Annotated in this window: 17 protein-coding genes, 1 tRNA gene and 2 pseudogenes; 14 read left to right on the forward strand and 6 right to left on the reverse strand. The window is 37.3% G+C overall.

The genetic code is table 11. The features are described from left to right. Positions 1-102 precede the first annotated feature (102 nt). Entirely contained in the window at positions 103-1,164 is a 1,062-nt protein-coding gene (locus H3Z85_18340) for a T9SS type A sorting domain-containing protein (GenBank protein ID QPQ51255.1), read from the reverse strand. Between the two features lie 138 nt (positions 1,165-1,302). Then, positions 1,303-1,389 (reverse strand): annotated as a pseudogene (locus H3Z85_18345) (hypothetical protein). A gap of 631 nt (positions 1,390-2,020) precedes the next feature. Here H3Z85_18345 and H3Z85_18350 point away from each other — a divergent pair. From H3Z85_18350 to H3Z85_18360, 3 genes are all read left to right on the forward strand, one after another. Beyond that, positions 2,021-2,557, forward strand: a complete 537-nt coding sequence (locus H3Z85_18350; protein QPQ51256.1) for a Crp/Fnr family transcriptional regulator — start codon at positions 2,021-2,023, stop codon at positions 2,555-2,557. A 105-nt stretch (positions 2,558-2,662) separates the two neighbouring features. Beyond that, a complete protein-coding gene (locus tag H3Z85_18355; protein QPQ51257.1) occupies positions 2,663-3,346 on the forward strand; it encodes an MBL fold metallo-hydrolase in 684 nt (227 codons plus the stop codon). Positions 3,347-3,611: 265 nt separating this feature from the next. Continuing rightward, a tRNA-Ala gene (locus tag H3Z85_18360) sits at positions 3,612-3,685 on the forward strand. Positions 3,686-3,795: 110 nt separating this feature from the next. Here H3Z85_18360 and H3Z85_18365 read toward each other — a convergent pair. Together H3Z85_18365 and H3Z85_18370 are read right to left on the reverse strand one after the other, a co-directional pair. Then, positions 3,796-3,975, reverse strand: a complete 180-nt coding sequence (locus tag H3Z85_18365) for a hypothetical protein (protein QPQ51258.1) — start codon at positions 3,973-3,975, stop codon at positions 3,796-3,798. Positions 3,976-4,350: 375 nt separating this feature from the next. Further along, complete coding sequence (locus tag H3Z85_18370) at positions 4,351-5,034, reverse strand: hypothetical protein (protein ID QPQ51259.1); 684 nt, start codon at positions 5,032-5,034, stop codon at positions 4,351-4,353. Positions 5,035-5,414: 380 nt separating this feature from the next. Between H3Z85_18370 and H3Z85_18375 the strand changes: the two genes are divergently transcribed. After that, positions 5,415-5,792 carry a hypothetical protein gene (locus tag H3Z85_18375; protein QPQ51260.1) on the forward strand — a complete coding sequence of 126 codons (378 nt, stop codon included), beginning with the start codon at positions 5,415-5,417 and terminating at the stop codon, positions 5,790-5,792. A 33-nt stretch (positions 5,793-5,825) separates the two neighbouring features. Here H3Z85_18375 and H3Z85_18380 read toward each other — a convergent pair whose 3' ends face one another. Next, positions 5,826-6,458, reverse strand: a complete 633-nt coding sequence (locus H3Z85_18380; protein QPQ51261.1) for a hypothetical protein — start codon at positions 6,456-6,458, stop codon at positions 5,826-5,828. 153 nt (positions 6,459-6,611) lie between these two features. On the opposite strand from H3Z85_18380, the gene H3Z85_18385 reads away from it, so the two are divergent. After that, entirely contained in the window at positions 6,612-7,184 is a 573-nt protein-coding gene (locus tag H3Z85_18385; protein QPQ51262.1) for a C40 family peptidase, read from the forward strand. Positions 7,185-7,285: 101 nt separating this feature from the next. Here the strand turns inward: H3Z85_18385 and H3Z85_18390 are convergent, their stop codons facing one another. Continuing rightward, complete coding sequence (locus tag H3Z85_18390; protein QPQ51263.1) at positions 7,286-8,473, reverse strand: MFS transporter; 1,188 nt, start codon at positions 8,471-8,473, stop codon at positions 7,286-7,288. 88 nt (positions 8,474-8,561) lie between these two features. Between H3Z85_18390 and H3Z85_18395 the strand changes: the two genes are divergently transcribed. The 9 genes and pseudogenes from H3Z85_18395 to hisD all read left to right on the forward strand — a co-directional run bounded on the left by H3Z85_18395 (position 8,562) and on the right by hisD (position 17,652). Beyond that, positions 8,562-9,410, forward strand: a complete 849-nt coding sequence (locus tag H3Z85_18395) for a helix-turn-helix transcriptional regulator (protein ID QPQ51264.1) — start codon at positions 8,562-8,564, stop codon at positions 9,408-9,410. 313 nt (positions 9,411-9,723) lie between these two features. Continuing rightward, complete coding sequence (locus H3Z85_18400; GenBank protein QPQ53942.1) at positions 9,724-10,362, forward strand: isoprenylcysteine carboxylmethyltransferase family protein; 639 nt, start codon at positions 9,724-9,726, stop codon at positions 10,360-10,362. A gap of 82 nt (positions 10,363-10,444) precedes the next feature. Then, positions 10,445-11,257 carry a 2,3,4,5-tetrahydropyridine-2,6-dicarboxylate N-succinyltransferase gene (locus tag H3Z85_18405; protein QPQ51265.1) on the forward strand — a complete coding sequence of 271 codons (813 nt, stop codon included), beginning with the start codon at positions 10,445-10,447 and terminating at the stop codon, positions 11,255-11,257. Positions 11,258-11,287: 30 nt separating this feature from the next. Beyond that, positions 11,288-12,457: a DUF2029 domain-containing protein gene (locus tag H3Z85_18410; GenBank protein ID QPQ51266.1), complete on the forward strand. Its 1,170-nt coding sequence runs from the start codon at positions 11,288-11,290 to the stop codon at positions 12,455-12,457. A gap of 3 nt (positions 12,458-12,460) precedes the next feature. After that, positions 12,461-13,390: a glycosyltransferase family 2 protein gene (locus H3Z85_18415; protein ID QPQ51267.1), complete on the forward strand. Its 930-nt coding sequence runs from the start codon at positions 12,461-12,463 to the stop codon at positions 13,388-13,390. Beyond that, positions 13,391-14,167, forward strand: coding sequence for a polysaccharide deacetylase family protein (locus H3Z85_18420; GenBank protein QPQ51268.1), 777 nt, complete (start codon positions 13,391-13,393; stop codon positions 14,165-14,167). After that, positions 14,164-15,261, forward strand: a complete 1,098-nt coding sequence (locus H3Z85_18425; protein ID QPQ51269.1) for a glycosyltransferase family 4 protein — start codon at positions 14,164-14,166, stop codon at positions 15,259-15,261. The genes H3Z85_18420 and H3Z85_18425 overlap by 4 nt, the downstream gene beginning before the upstream one ends. Positions 15,262-15,508: 247 nt before the next feature. Then, a pseudogene (locus H3Z85_18430) lies at positions 15,509-16,367 on the forward strand (ATP phosphoribosyltransferase). Positions 16,368-16,377: 10 nt separating this feature from the next. Continuing rightward, positions 16,378-17,652, forward strand: coding sequence for a histidinol dehydrogenase (gene hisD, locus H3Z85_18435; protein ID QPQ51270.1), 1,275 nt, complete (start codon positions 16,378-16,380; stop codon positions 17,650-17,652). The last annotated feature ends 3 nt before the right edge of the window (positions 17,653-17,655 follow it).

The raw sequence follows: 17,655 nt of genomic DNA on the forward strand, positions 1-17,655 counted from the left end.
AGATGTTTAATAATTAATCCCCTTATGAAAAGAAAATCCTGCAATCTGTTTAATTTGCAGGATTTATAGAGTTGATAAATGTAATACCTTACTTATATAGTATTAGTTTTTAATAAACTTAGAACTAATCGTTTCTTTGGCATTTTTTATCTGGATAAGGTAGTTTCCGGGTGTCAATCCAGAAACATCAATGCCCTTTTTCCCATCGGCATCATCTTTTGAAAGGACCAGTTTTCCATTCATATCATAGACTGTTACTTTTCCTTCGGTATTGAATTTCAGAATATCCTTTACAGGATTTGGATAGAATTGAGCATCTTGTTTAACAGGAGTACCTTCTTTAGTAGATAGGTTGGCAGAAGTATTTTTAAACTTTACGACAGCCGTTTTATATATATTATCTGTTGGGTTACTAAGATTTGCACTGACATAGATTTCTGTCATATCAGCATTGGTTCCTGCATCAATAAAGGTTTCAAAAGAAGCAGGATCAATATCATGTACTACATAGCCATTGGTTCCAAATGTACTGTCTAATGTTCCATCGGTATTAAAACGGGCTAACAATATTTCTTTATTCTGAGTGGTTGTAGAATTAACTACATACGTTGTATTACCAGCTAATAAGATTTTGCCATCCGGCTGTATGAACATTTTTCGGAAATTAGTTTTATAGGCGGTTATAGATGAAAAAGCAGCAGAAACATTCAAATATCCGGTAAAGTTAGTATTTCCGAAAGAGTAGTCTAGATTGCCATACTTATCTGTTTTATAGATTCGGTAATAATACAATGATGCTCCACTGCTATAGGAATTGTCTACAGCCATTACATAAAGATTATCCTGCGCATCCAGCTGATAATCTACACCACCATTGCTGCCACTATCTGAACCCTTAGAAGCATAAAAATTAAAATTATTGTCCTGGCCACCCTGAGAATTATACTTTGCTACAAATGCCATTGAACCTTGTCTGTGGCTCACCCCTGAATTATTATTAATTTTATATAAACCACCACCAACAAAATAATTTCCATCGGAAGCTTTAAGGATCTTTGCGGCGCCTGTACCCATATGAATTCCTGTACTCCCCGTTATAGCAGGGATATACACAGGTGAAATGGAAAAACCTGAAGTACCTGTTTCATTTTTTAAAACGACCACACCTCGGCCTCCCATGTAATACCCGTCACTTGCCAGAATGAAAAAAGAATTAGTGCTGTTATCATTCGAAAGATGAATATTCGGTTTCTCTATACACGGAGAGCAGGACGAGTTACTAAAGTCAAGACCATTATTTGGTGAAGTACCAAAAGTAGTATCTACACTTCCGTTTGAATTTAACCTTTTACTCTCGTAGTGTATAAGCTGTTTTCTTCCTGCGTTAATAACTTTCCATTGGAATAAAGATAGATACTTTTATAAGGGTTCGCATTTGAAAATACTCCCGTATTCCCGAAAGTAGAATCTAATGTACCATTACTGTTTAGCTTTTTTATCTGGTTGTTCACCATTAAAAAAACTTTGCCATCATTTGTAACCTGAATATTCGGGGAGCCGGTTGGTGCTTCATAGCGCACTCCGTTCGTGCCAAATGTTAAATCTACCTGCCCGCTTTGTCCATAGAACGAGCCTGCTGAAAAAAATGCTAATAATAAGAAATGTCTCATGATTTTTTTAATTTTAGTTTTTCGGTTATTAGTTTTGCGTGCAAAAATATAAAAAATGATTAAAAAAATTCCATAAAACAATCGATTTGATTAATAATTTAAGTAAAATAATTAATTTTTAGGATTTAATTCATTAAAAAAACAAATGTCGGGTAAATATTGAAATTGTTTAAAGATGGGAAAAAACAAGAAAAAACCAAGGAATTGCATGACTTGAAATAGATAAATAAAGAGATTAAAAAAAGCTACAGATGTTACTTTTTTTGAATGTATATTATTTGTTAGTTTTGAATACTCGATGTGATGTTGTATCCACATAACGAAAAATAAAATGATAAAAAGAATGATAAATGACTGGTGAATTTGAAAATTACCTGTCCGGTATAGCAGAACTGTCAGCTGAAGAGGTCAATTTTTCTATACAGTTCTTCAAATCCAAACATGTAAAGAAAGGTGAATTTTTTATTCGTGAGAATGAAGTCTGCCGTGATATTGGATTTATCAGTGTCGGTGCTGTAAAAGCATATGCTATCGACGAAGATGGGAGTGAAAATATAACATGCTTCAAATTTGAAAATGAATTTGTAACCTCATTTTCGGAATTTGTGTCACAGGAAAAATCCAGAAGGAGCATCAGAGCTATAGAAGATACTGTAATCTATACAATAGGCTATCTTGATTATCAGCAACTCACAGGTCAGGTAACCGCATGGAATAGCGTTATTAAATCGGTGATGGAGAAAGAGTATATCCAAAAAGAACGTTACATGCTGAGTTACAATAATAAGTCGGCTTTAGATAAATACCGCAATGTTTTGTCTGGTGAACCAATGCTCGCCCGGCGAATAGCAACACAGGATCTGGCATCTTATCTTGGTATTACGTAACGTTCACTTACCAGGGCGAAGAGGCAAATCCTCAGATCCGATATATTCTAGGACAAATGTCCTTATGCAGCTCTGATCAGCAATGTAGATTTGCACAAAAAAATTATGTTACGTGAAATTGCACCTGAAGTATTCCATATTCCGCTTATGCCAAGAAACAGCATCAACTGTTATATTATTGAAGGAGTACTGGTAGATTCCGGAATAAGGAATTCATATACCATTATAAAGAAGGCCATCCGGGAAATTCCTGTTTATCAACATGTATTAACGCATGCCCATCCGGATCATCAGGGCTGCAGTGATCAGATATGTGCAGAGTCTGGGATCCCTTTGCTTTGTCATCCCGACGAGGTTGTAAGGACCGAATCCGGTATGGTAACCACTGAATATCCGACTCCGCAACATTGGATAGCACAACTTCAACAAAAGTACTGGGCTGGTCAGGGACATAAAGTTGATGAGACAATCGCCGAAAATGATATGATCGGAAACTTTAAGGTAATAGAAACTCCCGGACATTCAGCCGGTCATATTTCTTTATTCCGCGAGCGGGATGGTGTACTGATAATCGGGGATGCGGCGACCAATATGAATCTGCTTACCACAGTGGCGGGTCTGAGGCTTCCTCCAAACCTATTCACATCTGATCAGGAATCTAATATCAATTCGCTCCAAAAATTAGCACAGCTACATCCGGCTATTATATGTTTTGGCCACGGACCGGTCATGCAAAATAAGGATAGGAAGTTCGAGCAATTTGTATCTCAGTGCAGTCAGCTTATTTAAAGGAAAAGAGGCAAAGCGTCAATTGAAATCTTTACTTGTTTACAATGTAAATAGTAAATATAGACTTTTACCATAAACTACATAGTTTAAAATACTTCTTCCTTTCGATTTTAAGACTTATCTGATATATTTTTTCTTGATTTTTTTTATCTCTATAATACCTCTTTTTCCTTTTGTGGAAGATTTTGTATAAAAAATCAAGAAAAATTTGCGAAAAGATTTGCAAATATCAATTAAATACTTACTTTTGTACCGCTTTAAAGAAGGGGGATTGGCGCAGTTGGCTAGCGCGTTTGACTGGCAGTCAAAAGGTCACGGGTTCGAATCCCGTATTCTCCACAAAAATAAAAGAGCGGTAATGTATTTTATCGCTCTTTTTTATTGTAAACTGGGTGATACTATTATCAGAGAAGATATTAATAGTAGAATTGAAATTATCCGGCAGCTATTTATTTATCTCTGTTATATCGTACCAATGTATCTTTGTGAAAATGTCCCACCTGTAAAAGCTCCTGTGAAAACCAGACGCATTCGAAATATCCCTGGCCTTTATGTGAAACATCATTGATTGTCATAATGGTTCTTGCATCCGATTTTAAATACACGGTGTCTCCAATTTGTAATTCCATAGTTGTATGATTCTGTTTACTCAAATATAAAGAAATATATTGAAGTCTGTCCATTAATGCAAATTTGACAACTTATAAAATCCTGTATTATAATGAACTTTCTTTCCGATGTCAAACTGTTAAGACATTGTTTTATCAAAAGTATTGTAGATCCTAAAATAAATTACCGATGAAACCACTTATTATGATCATAATCATAAAGCAAATGCATGATACATTAATACTTTTATAGTAAGTTTTTCATCAATCCCTAATAGTTTTTAGCCTCCTTCCGGAGGCTTTTGTATACCACTCTTTTTCCTGTTGATCATAAATAAAATAAAGCAGCCGCAATACCTACTGCGATTGTTTTTATGAAAAGGAAATAAGGAAGTATTAGAAACTTTTAGAACGGGCAACCTCAATAAGGTATACCAAGTGGGCAAACATGCTTCGTTTTACAGACTCTACCTTTATCGCTCCTGTTGTAGCATTAATTGTCGTTACCAGATCAGTATTACATTGTCCGGAAAATGATCCGCTTCCCTGGTAATTGGCCATGTTGGCAGTAGGATAAGATATTCTTGGATAATCCGGCGGAATCTGGTTGGCAGTAGGCGCTGTACCGGTTAACCCTTTATTGTCAATATAGCGCGCTGCCCATGTCCCCAGAAACTGTCCGTTTCCGGTATTGATGGTTTGTCCTACAACGATTTGAGTTTCAACAGGATTTGTAAACCCTGAGCAGGAGCTATAATGATTTAATGTTATCGTACAGGATGAAGCATTATCTAAGGGCTGATAGCACGGGCCGTCATATACGGTAGATCTTTGTTCGGCAGGAGAGGTGGAAGTATTTAATATGGCTTTTGGGGAGAAAATTTCTTCCGGTGAAATTAAAGTAAGAACCCCCTGGGCATCAGCAGAAACAATCTTTCTGTCGGGATTAGCCAGATTTCTTACTCTCGCTGATCCGTTAACGTCTAATGTATTGGTAGGTGAGCTGGTGTTAATTCCTACTTGTGCGCTCATGAAACTGCATAAAGCAAGAGCGGCCAAAAAAGAAGTCGTTGTTTTCATGTTATAAATTGATTGTGTTTGAATTTTTCACTAAGGTAAGAAATATCTATGATTTATAATGAAAATCATATTAAAAATCGTTTATAGAAGCATATTAACGGAATATTTAGTATACCTGAATTTTTTTAATGTAAAGAAACCTTTAATCTCAAGATCATAAATTTGTTTGAAAAATATTTGTATTTTAGCCGGAATGTTTTTGTTTTTAATAAAGATATTGCCCACTGCTTAAATTTCAGATAATGTGAATGAAAAAATTAGTAGATTTGCACGAAACAAAAAAATAAATATTAAGCTCTGTAATCTGTTGGTAAGAATTTTTCGAAACCCCCAGGAAACAGAGGATAACAGGATTTTAGGTTATAAAACTACTGAAAACTATGAAGAAACTATTTTTACTTTTATTAACGGCATTTTTATGTATCGGTTGTAGCTCAGATGATGAGACAATTCATGACTACGTTGGAACATGGTCTGGGACTTTTGAAGGAGGGGATAAAGGAGTATGGAACTTTGTTGTAGACAATACCGGTAAAGTGGTCGGAACCATGCATTCCGAAACCACTACTGATAACTATAGTATTTCTGGTAGTGTAAGTAACTCAGGAGATTTAACCGGTACACTGGGGCTTCCTGCAAAAGGCGAATTCAAAGGAAAACTGACTATAGATAAAACAGTTAAAAACGGAAACGGAAGCTGGGGCAATACACTTCCCACACCCGCACAATACGGAACCTGGAAAGGAACAAAAAAATAACATAAAAAGTCTGCATATCGCAGACTTTTTTATTTATACAAATCCCATATTAGAAATTTCATTATTTTTTTCCAGTACTACAAAATACAATAGAAAATCCTCTTCAGAAAACTGTTTTTTAAACTGAACTTCCGGCTGCAACGGGGAAATCTTTTCTGCAGTACTTTCTGCAGTATAGTTCACAGAATCCAGCTTAATACAGATGATAGTGGCTTGGCTATCCCCATTATTTTCATTCAGATAAAGAACCCGGTCCTTCATTTCAGCCTGCGCGGAAATATTTTCTATTTTTCCCATTTGAAAATTTTTAAGGAGCTTTTTCCCTTTTTCAGTGGTAAGTCCGTTTACAACTGTTCTTTTTCCCCTTTCCGAAATCGTATCCAGATCTTTTATTTCCGTCATCAGCTTGGCAAATTTCTGGTAGAGTAGGGTATCACCTGCCTCCTTAATATAAAAGTCAAGACTCTTCCTGATAATCTTTCCCATTTTTGAACAGTGCCCGAATTCGGAACTGTTCTGCCTTACTTTTTCGTAAGACGCATTCTTTTTAAAAGCCTTTTTATTGAATCCGCTTTTTTTCCGAACTACATTTTTGCCGTTCAGATTATAAAAAACCAGATCACCTACAGCGCCTTTAATTTTAATTAGACTTTCATATGTTGCCATGTTGCAAAAATTGAACTCAAATATAGCAATAAATAAACGAATTCAAAATTTTAACATATATTTATTATATAGTTGTAGTATAGTTATAGCATAATTAAAATATAAAATGTATATTTGTATACAATTCCTTAATCGGGTAAAAATCAGATGAATATGATATCGGAATTATTTCAGAATACACGATCAATAAAGCAGCTGTCGGTCCTACTGATTGCCTCTGCTTTTGTAGTGTCCTGCGGGACTTCGAAGAAAGTTTCTTCCTCAAAAAAATCTGGCAACAAAACGGTAGTAAAAGCTGAAAACCTCAGAAAGCTGGACTCAAAATTTGACGGAAAAGTTCCAAGATCAGTTAATGAAATTTTAAAAGATGCTGAAAAGTATCTGGGAACCCCATATAAATTCGGAGGAAATACCTCTTCAGGCTTTGATTGTTCAGGATTTACAGTCAAAGTATTTGAAGAAAACAGTTTCAACCTTCCCAGAAGATCATCTGATCAGGCAGAAGCCGGACAGAATATTGATATCAGAGATGTAAAACCCGGAGACTTATTGTTTTTTGCCACTGCCGGTGGTAGCAGAGTTTCTCATGTAGGAATCGTACATGACATAGGTAATGACGGAGAGGTGAGATTTATTCATGCCTCAACTTCAAAAGGAGTAATTATTTCTTCATTGAACGAGAAATACTGGAACAAAGCTTACCTGCATGCCCAAAGAGTATTATAAACGTTGCAATTGCCAAGTGAAGATTTAAATTCATAAAAAAACAACCCGTCGCCAACGATGGGTTGCTTCTTTTTAAATTAAAATTTCAATAAAATAATATATTAGGTTCTCTCACAAGCCGGTGTTACAAATTCACTTTGATCTGAATCTTTCTTTTCCGCAATATTTTTAGGAAAAGAAAAGAAACTTAAAACAAGCGTGACTGACAATAGTAATATACTTACGGTGAGCACATGGTGAACTCCGTAATGAGAACTGACAATACCTCCGAGAAATGCCCCTAATGAAATCCCGATGTTAAAAGAGGACGTCAGTAAGCTGTTTACAAATTCCAATGCATGGTGAGGAACCGTTTGCGTGGTTCGGATATTGGAAACCAAAAATCCACCGGTATGAATCATTCCCCAAAGAGAAACAATCAGAATCATAGGAATAAAAATACCTCCCAGGAAATAAGCAAAAATTTGCACTGTAATTAATAACACTAAAAATACTCTTGTTGTAAGTTGTACATTTCTGTGTAAAGCAAGTCCCATCAGCCAATTTCCAAGAGTTCCCATACCCCCGAAAAGAAGAAGCATAACACTGATCTGCGCGCCGTTCATGCGGGTAATTTCCTCAAGATAAGTCGTAAGGTAGGTATAGCTGGAAAACATTGCCGCCAATGTACCAATGGTAGAAATCAGATTCATCCATAAAAAAGGGTTTTTCAATACAATAAACTGATTCTGTGCAGATTTTTCTTTTTCTGCAGGTATCGAGGGAATAAAAAGGAGTAATCCTATAAATGCGATCAGACTGATGGCGCTACTCAGGAAAAATGAAGCCTTCCAGTTGTGGAAGAGATCAGCTGCATACGTAGTCATAGGAATCCCGAGAACAGTAGCAAGGCTTAGCCCCAGCATTACTGTGGATACCCCTTTGGCACCCTTTTCCTTGAATGCAATGGCAATAGAAATATTCCAGAAAAGCGGATGCAATACTGCCGGTAATATTCGGGCAATCATAAGCATCGTAAAGTTTGTAGAAAAGGCAGAGATAATATTTGAAAGTACAAAAATACTCATCACCAGACATAGAAGAAACTTGCGGTTTATCTTATTGGTGAATGACGTGATAAAAGGCGATGAAACGGCAACCGTAATGGCAAACGCGCTCAGCAGCCATCCTGCCGTATCTATGGATACTCCGAACTGCCGGCTGAGTGTAGGTAAAATACCAACCACTCCGAATTCAGTGGTAATGATACCAAAAGCGCCCAGGGCAAGGACGTAAATTGATCTTTTCATTAATTTTAAAAATTTTGTTGTAGCAAATTTGGACAGAAAAATTGTAAAAAATCAGTATATTTTCATGATAAATAAGTATTTTTGCGGTATGAAAAGAGAGAATATTGACCAATTGGTAAAAGTTGAATATCACGTAACTGCAAATTGCCCGTTGAAAGGCAATAAATTCTCCTTTTTTCAGATCATATATGTTATTTCCGGGAAAGGTTCTTTTACCATCAACAATAATATTGCCTCTTATGGTAAAGGCAGCCTGATATTACTGACACCTGATGATGAACATCATCTGGAAATTGAAGATAAAACAGAACTTCTACTGGTAAAATTCAGTGAACGGTATATAAAGGATTATAAATGGAACAATATTAATTCTATCGGATGCTTACTGTATGGGGCTTCCTATCTTTCAGGATGTATTTTACAGAATAAGCCGGATATTATTTTGGTGGAGTCCATCATCACCTCGTTACTCCATGGATTGAATCATCCGGATCTTTATCAGGAAGAACTGACCCTGCATTATGTGAACGCATTGATTGTGATTGCTGCAAGAAATATCTCAAAGATGCGCGCCGAAAGTGTAGGTTCCAATACTGATAAAAGGATACTCGATATCATCAACTATATTCAGGGAAACATCCATGATCCGTCTCTTTTGAAAGTGGGAGTCATTGCCCAGCAATTCGGGCTTTCGGAAACCTACCTCGGCAGCTATTTTAAAAATCATTGCGGGGAAACAATCACCCATTATATCCTGAACTACAAATTAAGACTCATAGAGCACCGGCTTCTTTTCAGCGATATGAGGATCAATGAAATCGTGACTGAATTTGGATTTTCAGACGAAAGCCACCTGAATAAGTTTTTTAAAAAGCAACATCACATGAGCCTGACAGAGTTTAAAAAAAGCAAAGGTCTTTCTAAAGTGGCAATTTAGATGTACATTGTAGAGGTTATTATATTCAATAGGTACGGGCTGCAGCCCGTACTATTCAACCGTTTTGCTCCATGGGCTTTAGTCATAATTTAGCAGAGTAAGTTTTAAACTGGCCCACCAAATCATAGATTTCCATACCTGTAGAAGGAGGAATTTTATATCTTCAACCGTAATCATCAAATGAGCTGAAAATTTTTAAAAACTTATGAGTTGCTCATATCCCATAAAGTTTAGTACTTAATTAAGCTCATCTGTAGAAGGCTTTGTCACTTTTGTAGATCGCATAACGCAATAGTATTGCACTCTGAAATCCCTGAAATTTGCCAAAAACTATTCTTTCATGACAGATTACATCAGATTTTTTATTCCGGCTTACTTCATCTTGTTTTTCGTCATTGCTTTTTTAGGCATTAGTATTAAAGTTGCCCGGCGAATAGGAAAGAACCCCATCGTTTTTCCTAAAGATGATACTGCTTATGCATGTATTGGCAGGTATTTTAAAATTACTTTGTTAACGTTGTTCGGTTATACGGTTATAATTGCATGGATTCCTGATCAGATGCAACAATCTTGTATAATAAGCTTTTTGAATATTCCCATTGTAAAATATATTGGAATTGCTTTGATGATATCAGCACTGATCTGGACAGTAACCGCTCAGGTTCAGATGAAAGATTCATGGCGTATCGGGATTGATCAAGACGCAAAAACAAGGCTTATTATCCACGGACTGTTCAGGTTTTCAAGAAATCCTATATTTTTGGGAATGACAGTCAGTCTCGTCGGATTTTTTCTTTTGTTTCCTACGCTGATCGCATTCCTGTTTTTAACAACAGGAAGCCTTTTAATGCAGATTCAGATAAGGCTTGAAGAAGAATATTTAGTAAAACAGCATGGCCAAATCTATCTGGCTTATAAAAAGAGGGTTGCGCGGATGTTGAGCCTTTATTAAAAGCGTGAGCTGAAAAACGGTTTTGCTGAACTTTTTGTATCTTTGGGCGGTATAATTTTTCAAACTAATTTAAATAAGAAACATGTCGTTACAACAAACTATTGAAAACATTTGGGATAATAGAGACCTATTACAAAATGAAGACAGCCAAAAAGCGATTAGAGAGGTAATTTCTTTACTAGATTCCGGAGAACTTCGTGTAGCTGAACCTACAGAAAACGGTTGGCAGGTAAATGAGTGGGTGAAGAAAGCCGTAGTAATGTATTTCCCGATCCAGAAGATGGAAACTATTGAAGTAGGTCCGTTCGAATTTCATGACAAAATTCCTTTAAAGAAAAATTATGCAGAAAAAGGAGTAAGAGTAGTTCCTCATGCCATTGCGAGAGAAGGTTCTTTCGTAGCTTCAGGAGTTATTATGATGCCTTCTTACGTAAACATCGGAGCATACGTAGATTCAGGAACCATGGTAGATACATGGGCTACAGTAGGAAGCTGTGCGCAAATCGGTAAAAACGTTCACCTAAGCGGTGGAGTTGGAATCGGTGGTGTTTTAGAGCCATTACAGGCAGCACCGGTAATCATTGAAGATGACTGTTTCATCGGTTCAAGATGTATCGTTGTAGAAGGTGTACACGTAGAAAAAGAAGCTGTTTTGGGGGCTAATGTAGTATTGACTGCCTCTACAAAAATTATTGACGTAACAGGAAACGAGCCTATCGAAATCAAAGGAAGAGTTCCTGCACGTTCCGTAGTCATTCCTGGTAGCTATACAAAACAATATCCTGCGGGAGAATATCAGGTTCCATGTGCTTTGATCATCGGTCAGAGAAAAGAATCTACCGATAAAAAAACATCTCTGAACGATGCATTGAGAGATAACAATGTTGCTGTTTAAGATTAATTTTTAAACTAATACCGCACAATCTTGAAAGAAAAATTTCTTAAAATATTGTTAAACCCCAAATACATATTTGGGGTTTATCTTATTGTAGCCATTGCTACAGCACTTTCCAAATTCTCAAGAGGATATCAGGCGATCAATAATTACCTGATTTTCAAGGGAGTATTTTTTAATACCCTTGATCAGAAAAATCTGTATTTACAATATCCTGAGCAATACTCCGATATGAATCATTACGGAATATTCTTCAGTCTATTGATTGCTCCTTTTGCCGTAATGCCGGACTGGATGGGAATTGCCTTGTGGAATGTTGCCAATACCGCAATCTTCCTGTATGCTATTCATAAACTTCCGTTTTCAGATCCTAAAAAAGCCCTTTTTGCTTTATTGTGCCTGCAGGAATATATTACTGCAGCCGTAAGCTTACAGTTTAATGTGGCTTTGGTAGGCCTTCTGATGCTGTCTGCAATTTACATTTACGAAAGAAAAGAAGTACAGTCTGCAACAGCCATCGTTATAGGGATTTTCGTGAAATTATATGGAATTGTAGGGTTGTCACAGTTTTTCTTTATTAAAAATAAGGTGAAATTTATCCTGGCAGGAATGGCAGTGGCAGTATTATGTCTGTGTATTCCGATGATCTATTCAAGCCCGCAGTTTGTGATTCAGAGTTACTCGGATTGGGCTACCTCTTTGATTTCAAAGAACAATGATAATCAGGTATTGGGGAATATGCAGGATATTTCTTTAATGGGATTTGTAAGAAGGATTTTAGGCGATGCTTCCATTTCCAATCTTACATTTTTAGCCTTTGGGGTTCCTTTATTTGCCTTGCCTTACATCAGAATCAAACAATATAAAAACTATGCATTTCAATTGATGATTCTGGCCTCTACACTATTGTTTCTGGTTTTATTTAGCTCAGGTTCAGAATCGCCAACATACATTATTGCAGTAGCAGGTGTCATGATCTGGTTTACCTTGCAAAAAGAAAAAACACCTCTTGTTATCGGACTGTTGCTGTTTGTGATTATCCTGACCTGTTTCTCACCATCAGATTTATTCCCGAAATTTATCAAGCAGAATTATATCATTAAATATTCTTTGAAAGCCGTACCTTGTATCGTCGTTTGGTTGAGAGTTATCTATGAACTGATGACTAAAGATTTTGATAAGGACTACACTTTAAATTAATCTATGAAGAAAATTTCTATTGTCATACCCGCTCACAATGAAGAAGGTAATGTGGCCCTGGTTCATGAAAAAATAAAAGAAGTTTTTTCAGGACTAGAGAATTATGCTTTTGAAATCATCTTTGTCAACGATGGGAGCCGCGACAATACCCAGCAAAAGCTGGAAGAATTGTCTCAGCGATATGAAGAGGTAAAGTTTATTGAGTTTTCCAGAAATTTCGGACACCAGCCGGCAGTAAAAGCGGGGATAGATCATGCCAGCGGAAATGCAGTCATCTCCATGGACGGAGATCTGCAGCATCCTCCTGAGCTTATCCCTGAAATGATAAAAAAATGGGAAGAAGGATACGATATCGTCTATACGGTAAGGACCTACCCAAAGCAAATTTCTTATTTTAAAAGGAAAACTTCAGATGTCTTCTATAAACTGTTGTCCAGTCTTTCCGATGTGAATCTTACCAAAGGAGGAGGCTCAGATTTTAGGCTGATGGATGCCAATGCCGTACAGGCTATGAGGGATTTTAAGGAAGATGATTTGTTTCTGAGAGGACTGACGAGCTGGATGGGTTATAAACAGATCGGAATCGATTTCACAGCCGGGGAAAGAATGGCCGGTGAAAGCAGCTACAATCTCAAGAAAATGCTCAAATTTGCCTTTACCGGAATTACAGCCTTTAGTGTAAAACCATTGTATCTGGCCGCTTATCTTGGGTTCTTATTCTCTCTGCTTTCAGTCATTGGTTATGTTGCTTATGTGATCCATTCATTTGTTATACACACCGAAATCTCAGGTTGGGCATCCTTAATCATGACCATTGTATTCTTTGGAGGACTGCAATTGATTATTCTGGGAATCATTGGTATTTATTTAGGAAAAATCTTTAAACAGGTAAAAGAAAGGCCTAATTATATTATAAAAAATAAAAATTTTTAAATGGTTTTATTAAGTTTTGATATCGAGGAGTTTGACATGCCTTTAGAATATAAAGGAGAGATCTCTTTTGATAAACAAATCTCCATATCCCAGCACGGGCTCGAAAATATTTTAAATATTCTAAAAAAACATCAGGCAAAAGCTACTTTTTTTTCCACTGTAGTTTTTGCGGAAAACAGCAAGCATCTGATTGAAAGATTGCTAAACGAAGGACATGAACTGGCTTCACATACCTGGTTTCATTCGGAATTTGAGGATAAACACCTGAAAGAATCCAGAGAAAGACTTGAAGAACTGTTCTCCACAAAAGTAACCGGATTAAGAATGCCGAGAATGATGCCTGTGGATGAAAAAGAAGTGGAGAAAGCAGGTTATTCATACAATTCATCCATTAATCCTACGTTTTTACCGGGAAGATATAACAATCTTAAAGTCTCAAGAACTTACTTTAAAGAAGGGAATGTCATGCAGGTTCCTGCTTCCGTGTCCCCTAATTTCAGAATTCCTTTATTTTGGCTGAGTTTTCACAATTTTCCTCTGTCTTTGTATAAAAAACTGGCTTCCGATACGTTGAAGAAAGACAAATATCTGAACATCTATTTCCATCCGTGGGAATTTGCAGAAATTAAAGATGAAGCCTTTAAGCTACCCGGCTTTACCGTGAAAAATTCCGGAAAAGATATGGTGGAAAGATTTGATACCTTTGTAGGCTGGCTTAAAGAAAAAGGTCATATGTTTGGTACATTTCAGGAATTTCAAAAACAACTACACTCATGAAAATTGCTTTTGACGCAAAACGTTTTTTCCATAATACGTCCGGTCTGGGCAACTATTCCAGAGATCTGCTAAGAATTCTTTCAGAATATGAGCCGGATAATGAATACATCTTGCTCAATAAAAACAAATCTGAACGTGGGAAGGAAATTCTGGAACGTTCGAATGTGAAATTTGCGCAGACTTCAAAAGGCAACTTTTCACGCCAGCTCAAAATGGGAAAAGATGCCCAGAAACTAGGAGCCGATATCTTTCATGGTCTATCAGGTGAATTACCTTTGAAATGGGATCAGAAACCTATTAAAAAAGTGGTGACCATTCACGATCTGATCTTTGTCCGCTACCCTCAATATTATTCATTTTTTGACAGGAAAATACATTTCTGGAAGTTTAAAAAGGCAGCGGAGACAGCAGATAAGATCATCGCCATTTCAGAACAGACCAAAAGGGATATTATTGATTTTTTAAAAATTCCTGAGACCAAGATTGATGTCATTTATCAGGGCTGTCATAAGGCATTCAAAGAGGAACAATCTCCGGAATTGATTCAGGCTGCTAAGGAAAAATTTAATCTTCCGGAAAGATTCATTCTGAATGTAGGAACCATTGAAGACCGTAAGAACTTATTGAATATTGTCAGAGCGATCCATGAAACTGACATCCCACTGGTAGTTGTAGGAAGAAAAACCAAATACTACCAGAAAATAGCCGCTTTCCTGAAGAAAAACAAAATGGAAAATCAGGTAATATTCCTGGAAGGCGTTTCCATGGATGAGCTGGCAGTGCTTTACAAACTGACAGATATTTTTGTCTATCCAAGTTTTTTTGAAGGCTTCGGAATTCCTGTGATAGAAGCGCTTTTCTCAAAGACTGTTGTGGTGACAAGCAATACCAGCTGCCTGCCTGAAGCGGGTGGAAAAGACTCTGTGTACATCGACCCGGATAATTATCTGGACCTTAAGGCTAAAATAAAATTTCTCTGGGAAAATGAATCCGAAAGAAAACGTCGTGAGGAAAAGGGTTTCACGTTTGTTCAGAAATTTAATGATGAGCCGATTGCCAGGGAGCTGATGCATTTTTATCAAAAAATTATCTGAAAAAACTTTGAAATTTAAAAATAAACCCTACATTTGTACCATAATTCAATACAATGAAACCAATTTTTTTAGCATTACATCATTACTATCATCATCTCTGTTAGGCGGAATTGATTGATATAAGTTTGTGCTAAAATCAAAAATAATTAAAACCGTCTGAGTAAATAGACGGTTTTTTTGTTTCCTGAATTCGCCTCAGAAATTTCAACAGATCAGTTTTTATTTACTCGGACCCAAAGAAAACGAAATGAGTAAATTAAAAATTGCGATTCAGAAAAGCGGCCGGCTGTACGAAGATTCTTTACAGCTTCTCAAAGACTGCGGAATCTATGTCAACAACGGGAAAGACCAGCTTAAAGTGCTGATAGATAATTTTCCCATGGAAATCATGTATCTCCGGAATTCTGATATTCCCCAATACCTCGAAGACGGAGTGGTAGACGTTGCCATTGTCGGGGAAAACCTCCTGATAGAAAAACAGAAAAAAATCCAGATCGTACAATCGCTGGGCTTTTCCAAATGCCGTGTTTCCCTTGCTGTTCCCAAAGACGTCGAAACAGATGATCTGGCTTATTTCCAGGGAAAAAAAATTGCCACTTCTTACCCCAATACCCTGACAAGCTTTTTTAGAAAAAAACGGAATACAATCTGACATACACGTGATCTCAGGCTCAGTGGAAATTGCACCCAATATAGGCCTTGCAGACGGAATCTGTGATATTGTAAGCTCCGGCAGTACTTTATTTAAAAACGGACTGAGAGAAACCGTTACCTTACTGAAATCCGAGGCTGTGCTGGCCCAAGCCCCGCAATTATCGAATGAAAAGATACATATTCTCGAAAAATTCTTATTCAGAATCAGAGCCGTTTTGAAAGCAAAAAATTCAAAATATATTCTGATGAATGTTCCTAACAATAAAATTCAGAAAGTGGCTGATGTCTTACCGGTATTGAAAAGCCCTACCGTTATCCCTCTGGCAGAAGAAGGATGGAGCAGTATTCATTCTGTGATCGACGAAGAAAGATTCTGGGATGTTATTGACGAACTGAAAGAAAACGGAGCTCAGGACATCCTGATCATTCCGATTGATAAAATGGTTATTTAAAAATACAGATATGAAAATATACAGATATCCAACGAAAAACATATGGCCGGAACTGGTGCAGCGACCTGTTTTAGAACAAAAGGAAATTTCAGTGCTTATAGAAGAGATATTCAGTGAAGTTAAAACAAATGGGGATAAGGCTCTACTGGCATTTAACCGAAAATTTGATCAGGCAGAAACTGAAACGGTAATGGTTACAGAAGCTGAGTGTAAAGAAGCAGGGAATCTGATTGCTGAAGATTTAAAACTGGCGATTCAGGAGGCAAAAGAAAACATCTCCAGGTTTCACATTTCACAGAAACCGGAAATCCAGAAAATTGAAACCACAAAAGGGGTTGTATGCTGGAGGGAAAACAGAGCAGTAGAGAAAGTGGGAATCTATATTCCCGGTGGCACGGCGCCTTTATTTTCAACAGTTCTGATGCTTGCTGTTCCTGCCAATCTGGCGGGATGTAAAGAAATCGTTTTATGCACACCGCCGGACAAAAACGGAAATATCAATCCTGCTATTCTGTATGCAGCAATGATTTGCGGGATTTCTAAAATCTTTAAGACAGGCGGGGCACAAGCCATTGCTGCCATGACTTTGGGAACAGAAAGTATTCCGAGCGTGTATAAAATCTTTGGACCCGGTAATCAATATGTCGTTGCCGCCAAAGAATACGCCCAGCAATATGGAGTGGCTATCGATATGCCCGCCGGTCCCAGCGAAGTGCTCGTCATTGCAGACGAACAGGCAATCCCGGAATTTTGTGCCGCAGATCTTCTCTCACAGGCAGAACACGGAAGCGACAGCCAGGTAATTTTCCTGACCACGGATCTTAAAGTATTTAATGAGACCATTAGCGCTGTCGGTCAGCAAATCAAAGGTTTACCCAGGAATGAAATGGCCAATAAAGCATTAGAAAACAGTTCTTTTATTTTACTTGATTCTCTTGGAGAAGCCGTTGCCTTCAGTAATTTGTACGCCCCGGAACACCTTATTCTGGCCATCCGGGAATTTGAAAAATATATCCCAATGATTGAGAACGCAGGCTCCGTTTTCCTGGGGAATTATTCCTGCGAAAGTGCTGGAGATTATGCCAGCGGAACCAATCACACACTTCCGACCAACGCCTACGCAAGAAATTACAGCGGGGTTTCCCTTGATAGCTTTGTGAAAAAAATAACATTCCAGCACCTGTCAAAAGAAGGATTACAAAATTTAGGAAAAACAATAGAAATCATGGCTGAAGCAGAAGGCCTGCTTGCTCACAAAAATGCAGTATCAATACGATTACAATAATAC

The organism is Chryseobacterium indologenes (assembly GCA_016025055.1).
GTDB classification, from domain to species: Bacteria; Bacteroidota; Bacteroidia; order Flavobacteriales; family Weeksellaceae; genus Chryseobacterium; species Chryseobacterium indologenes.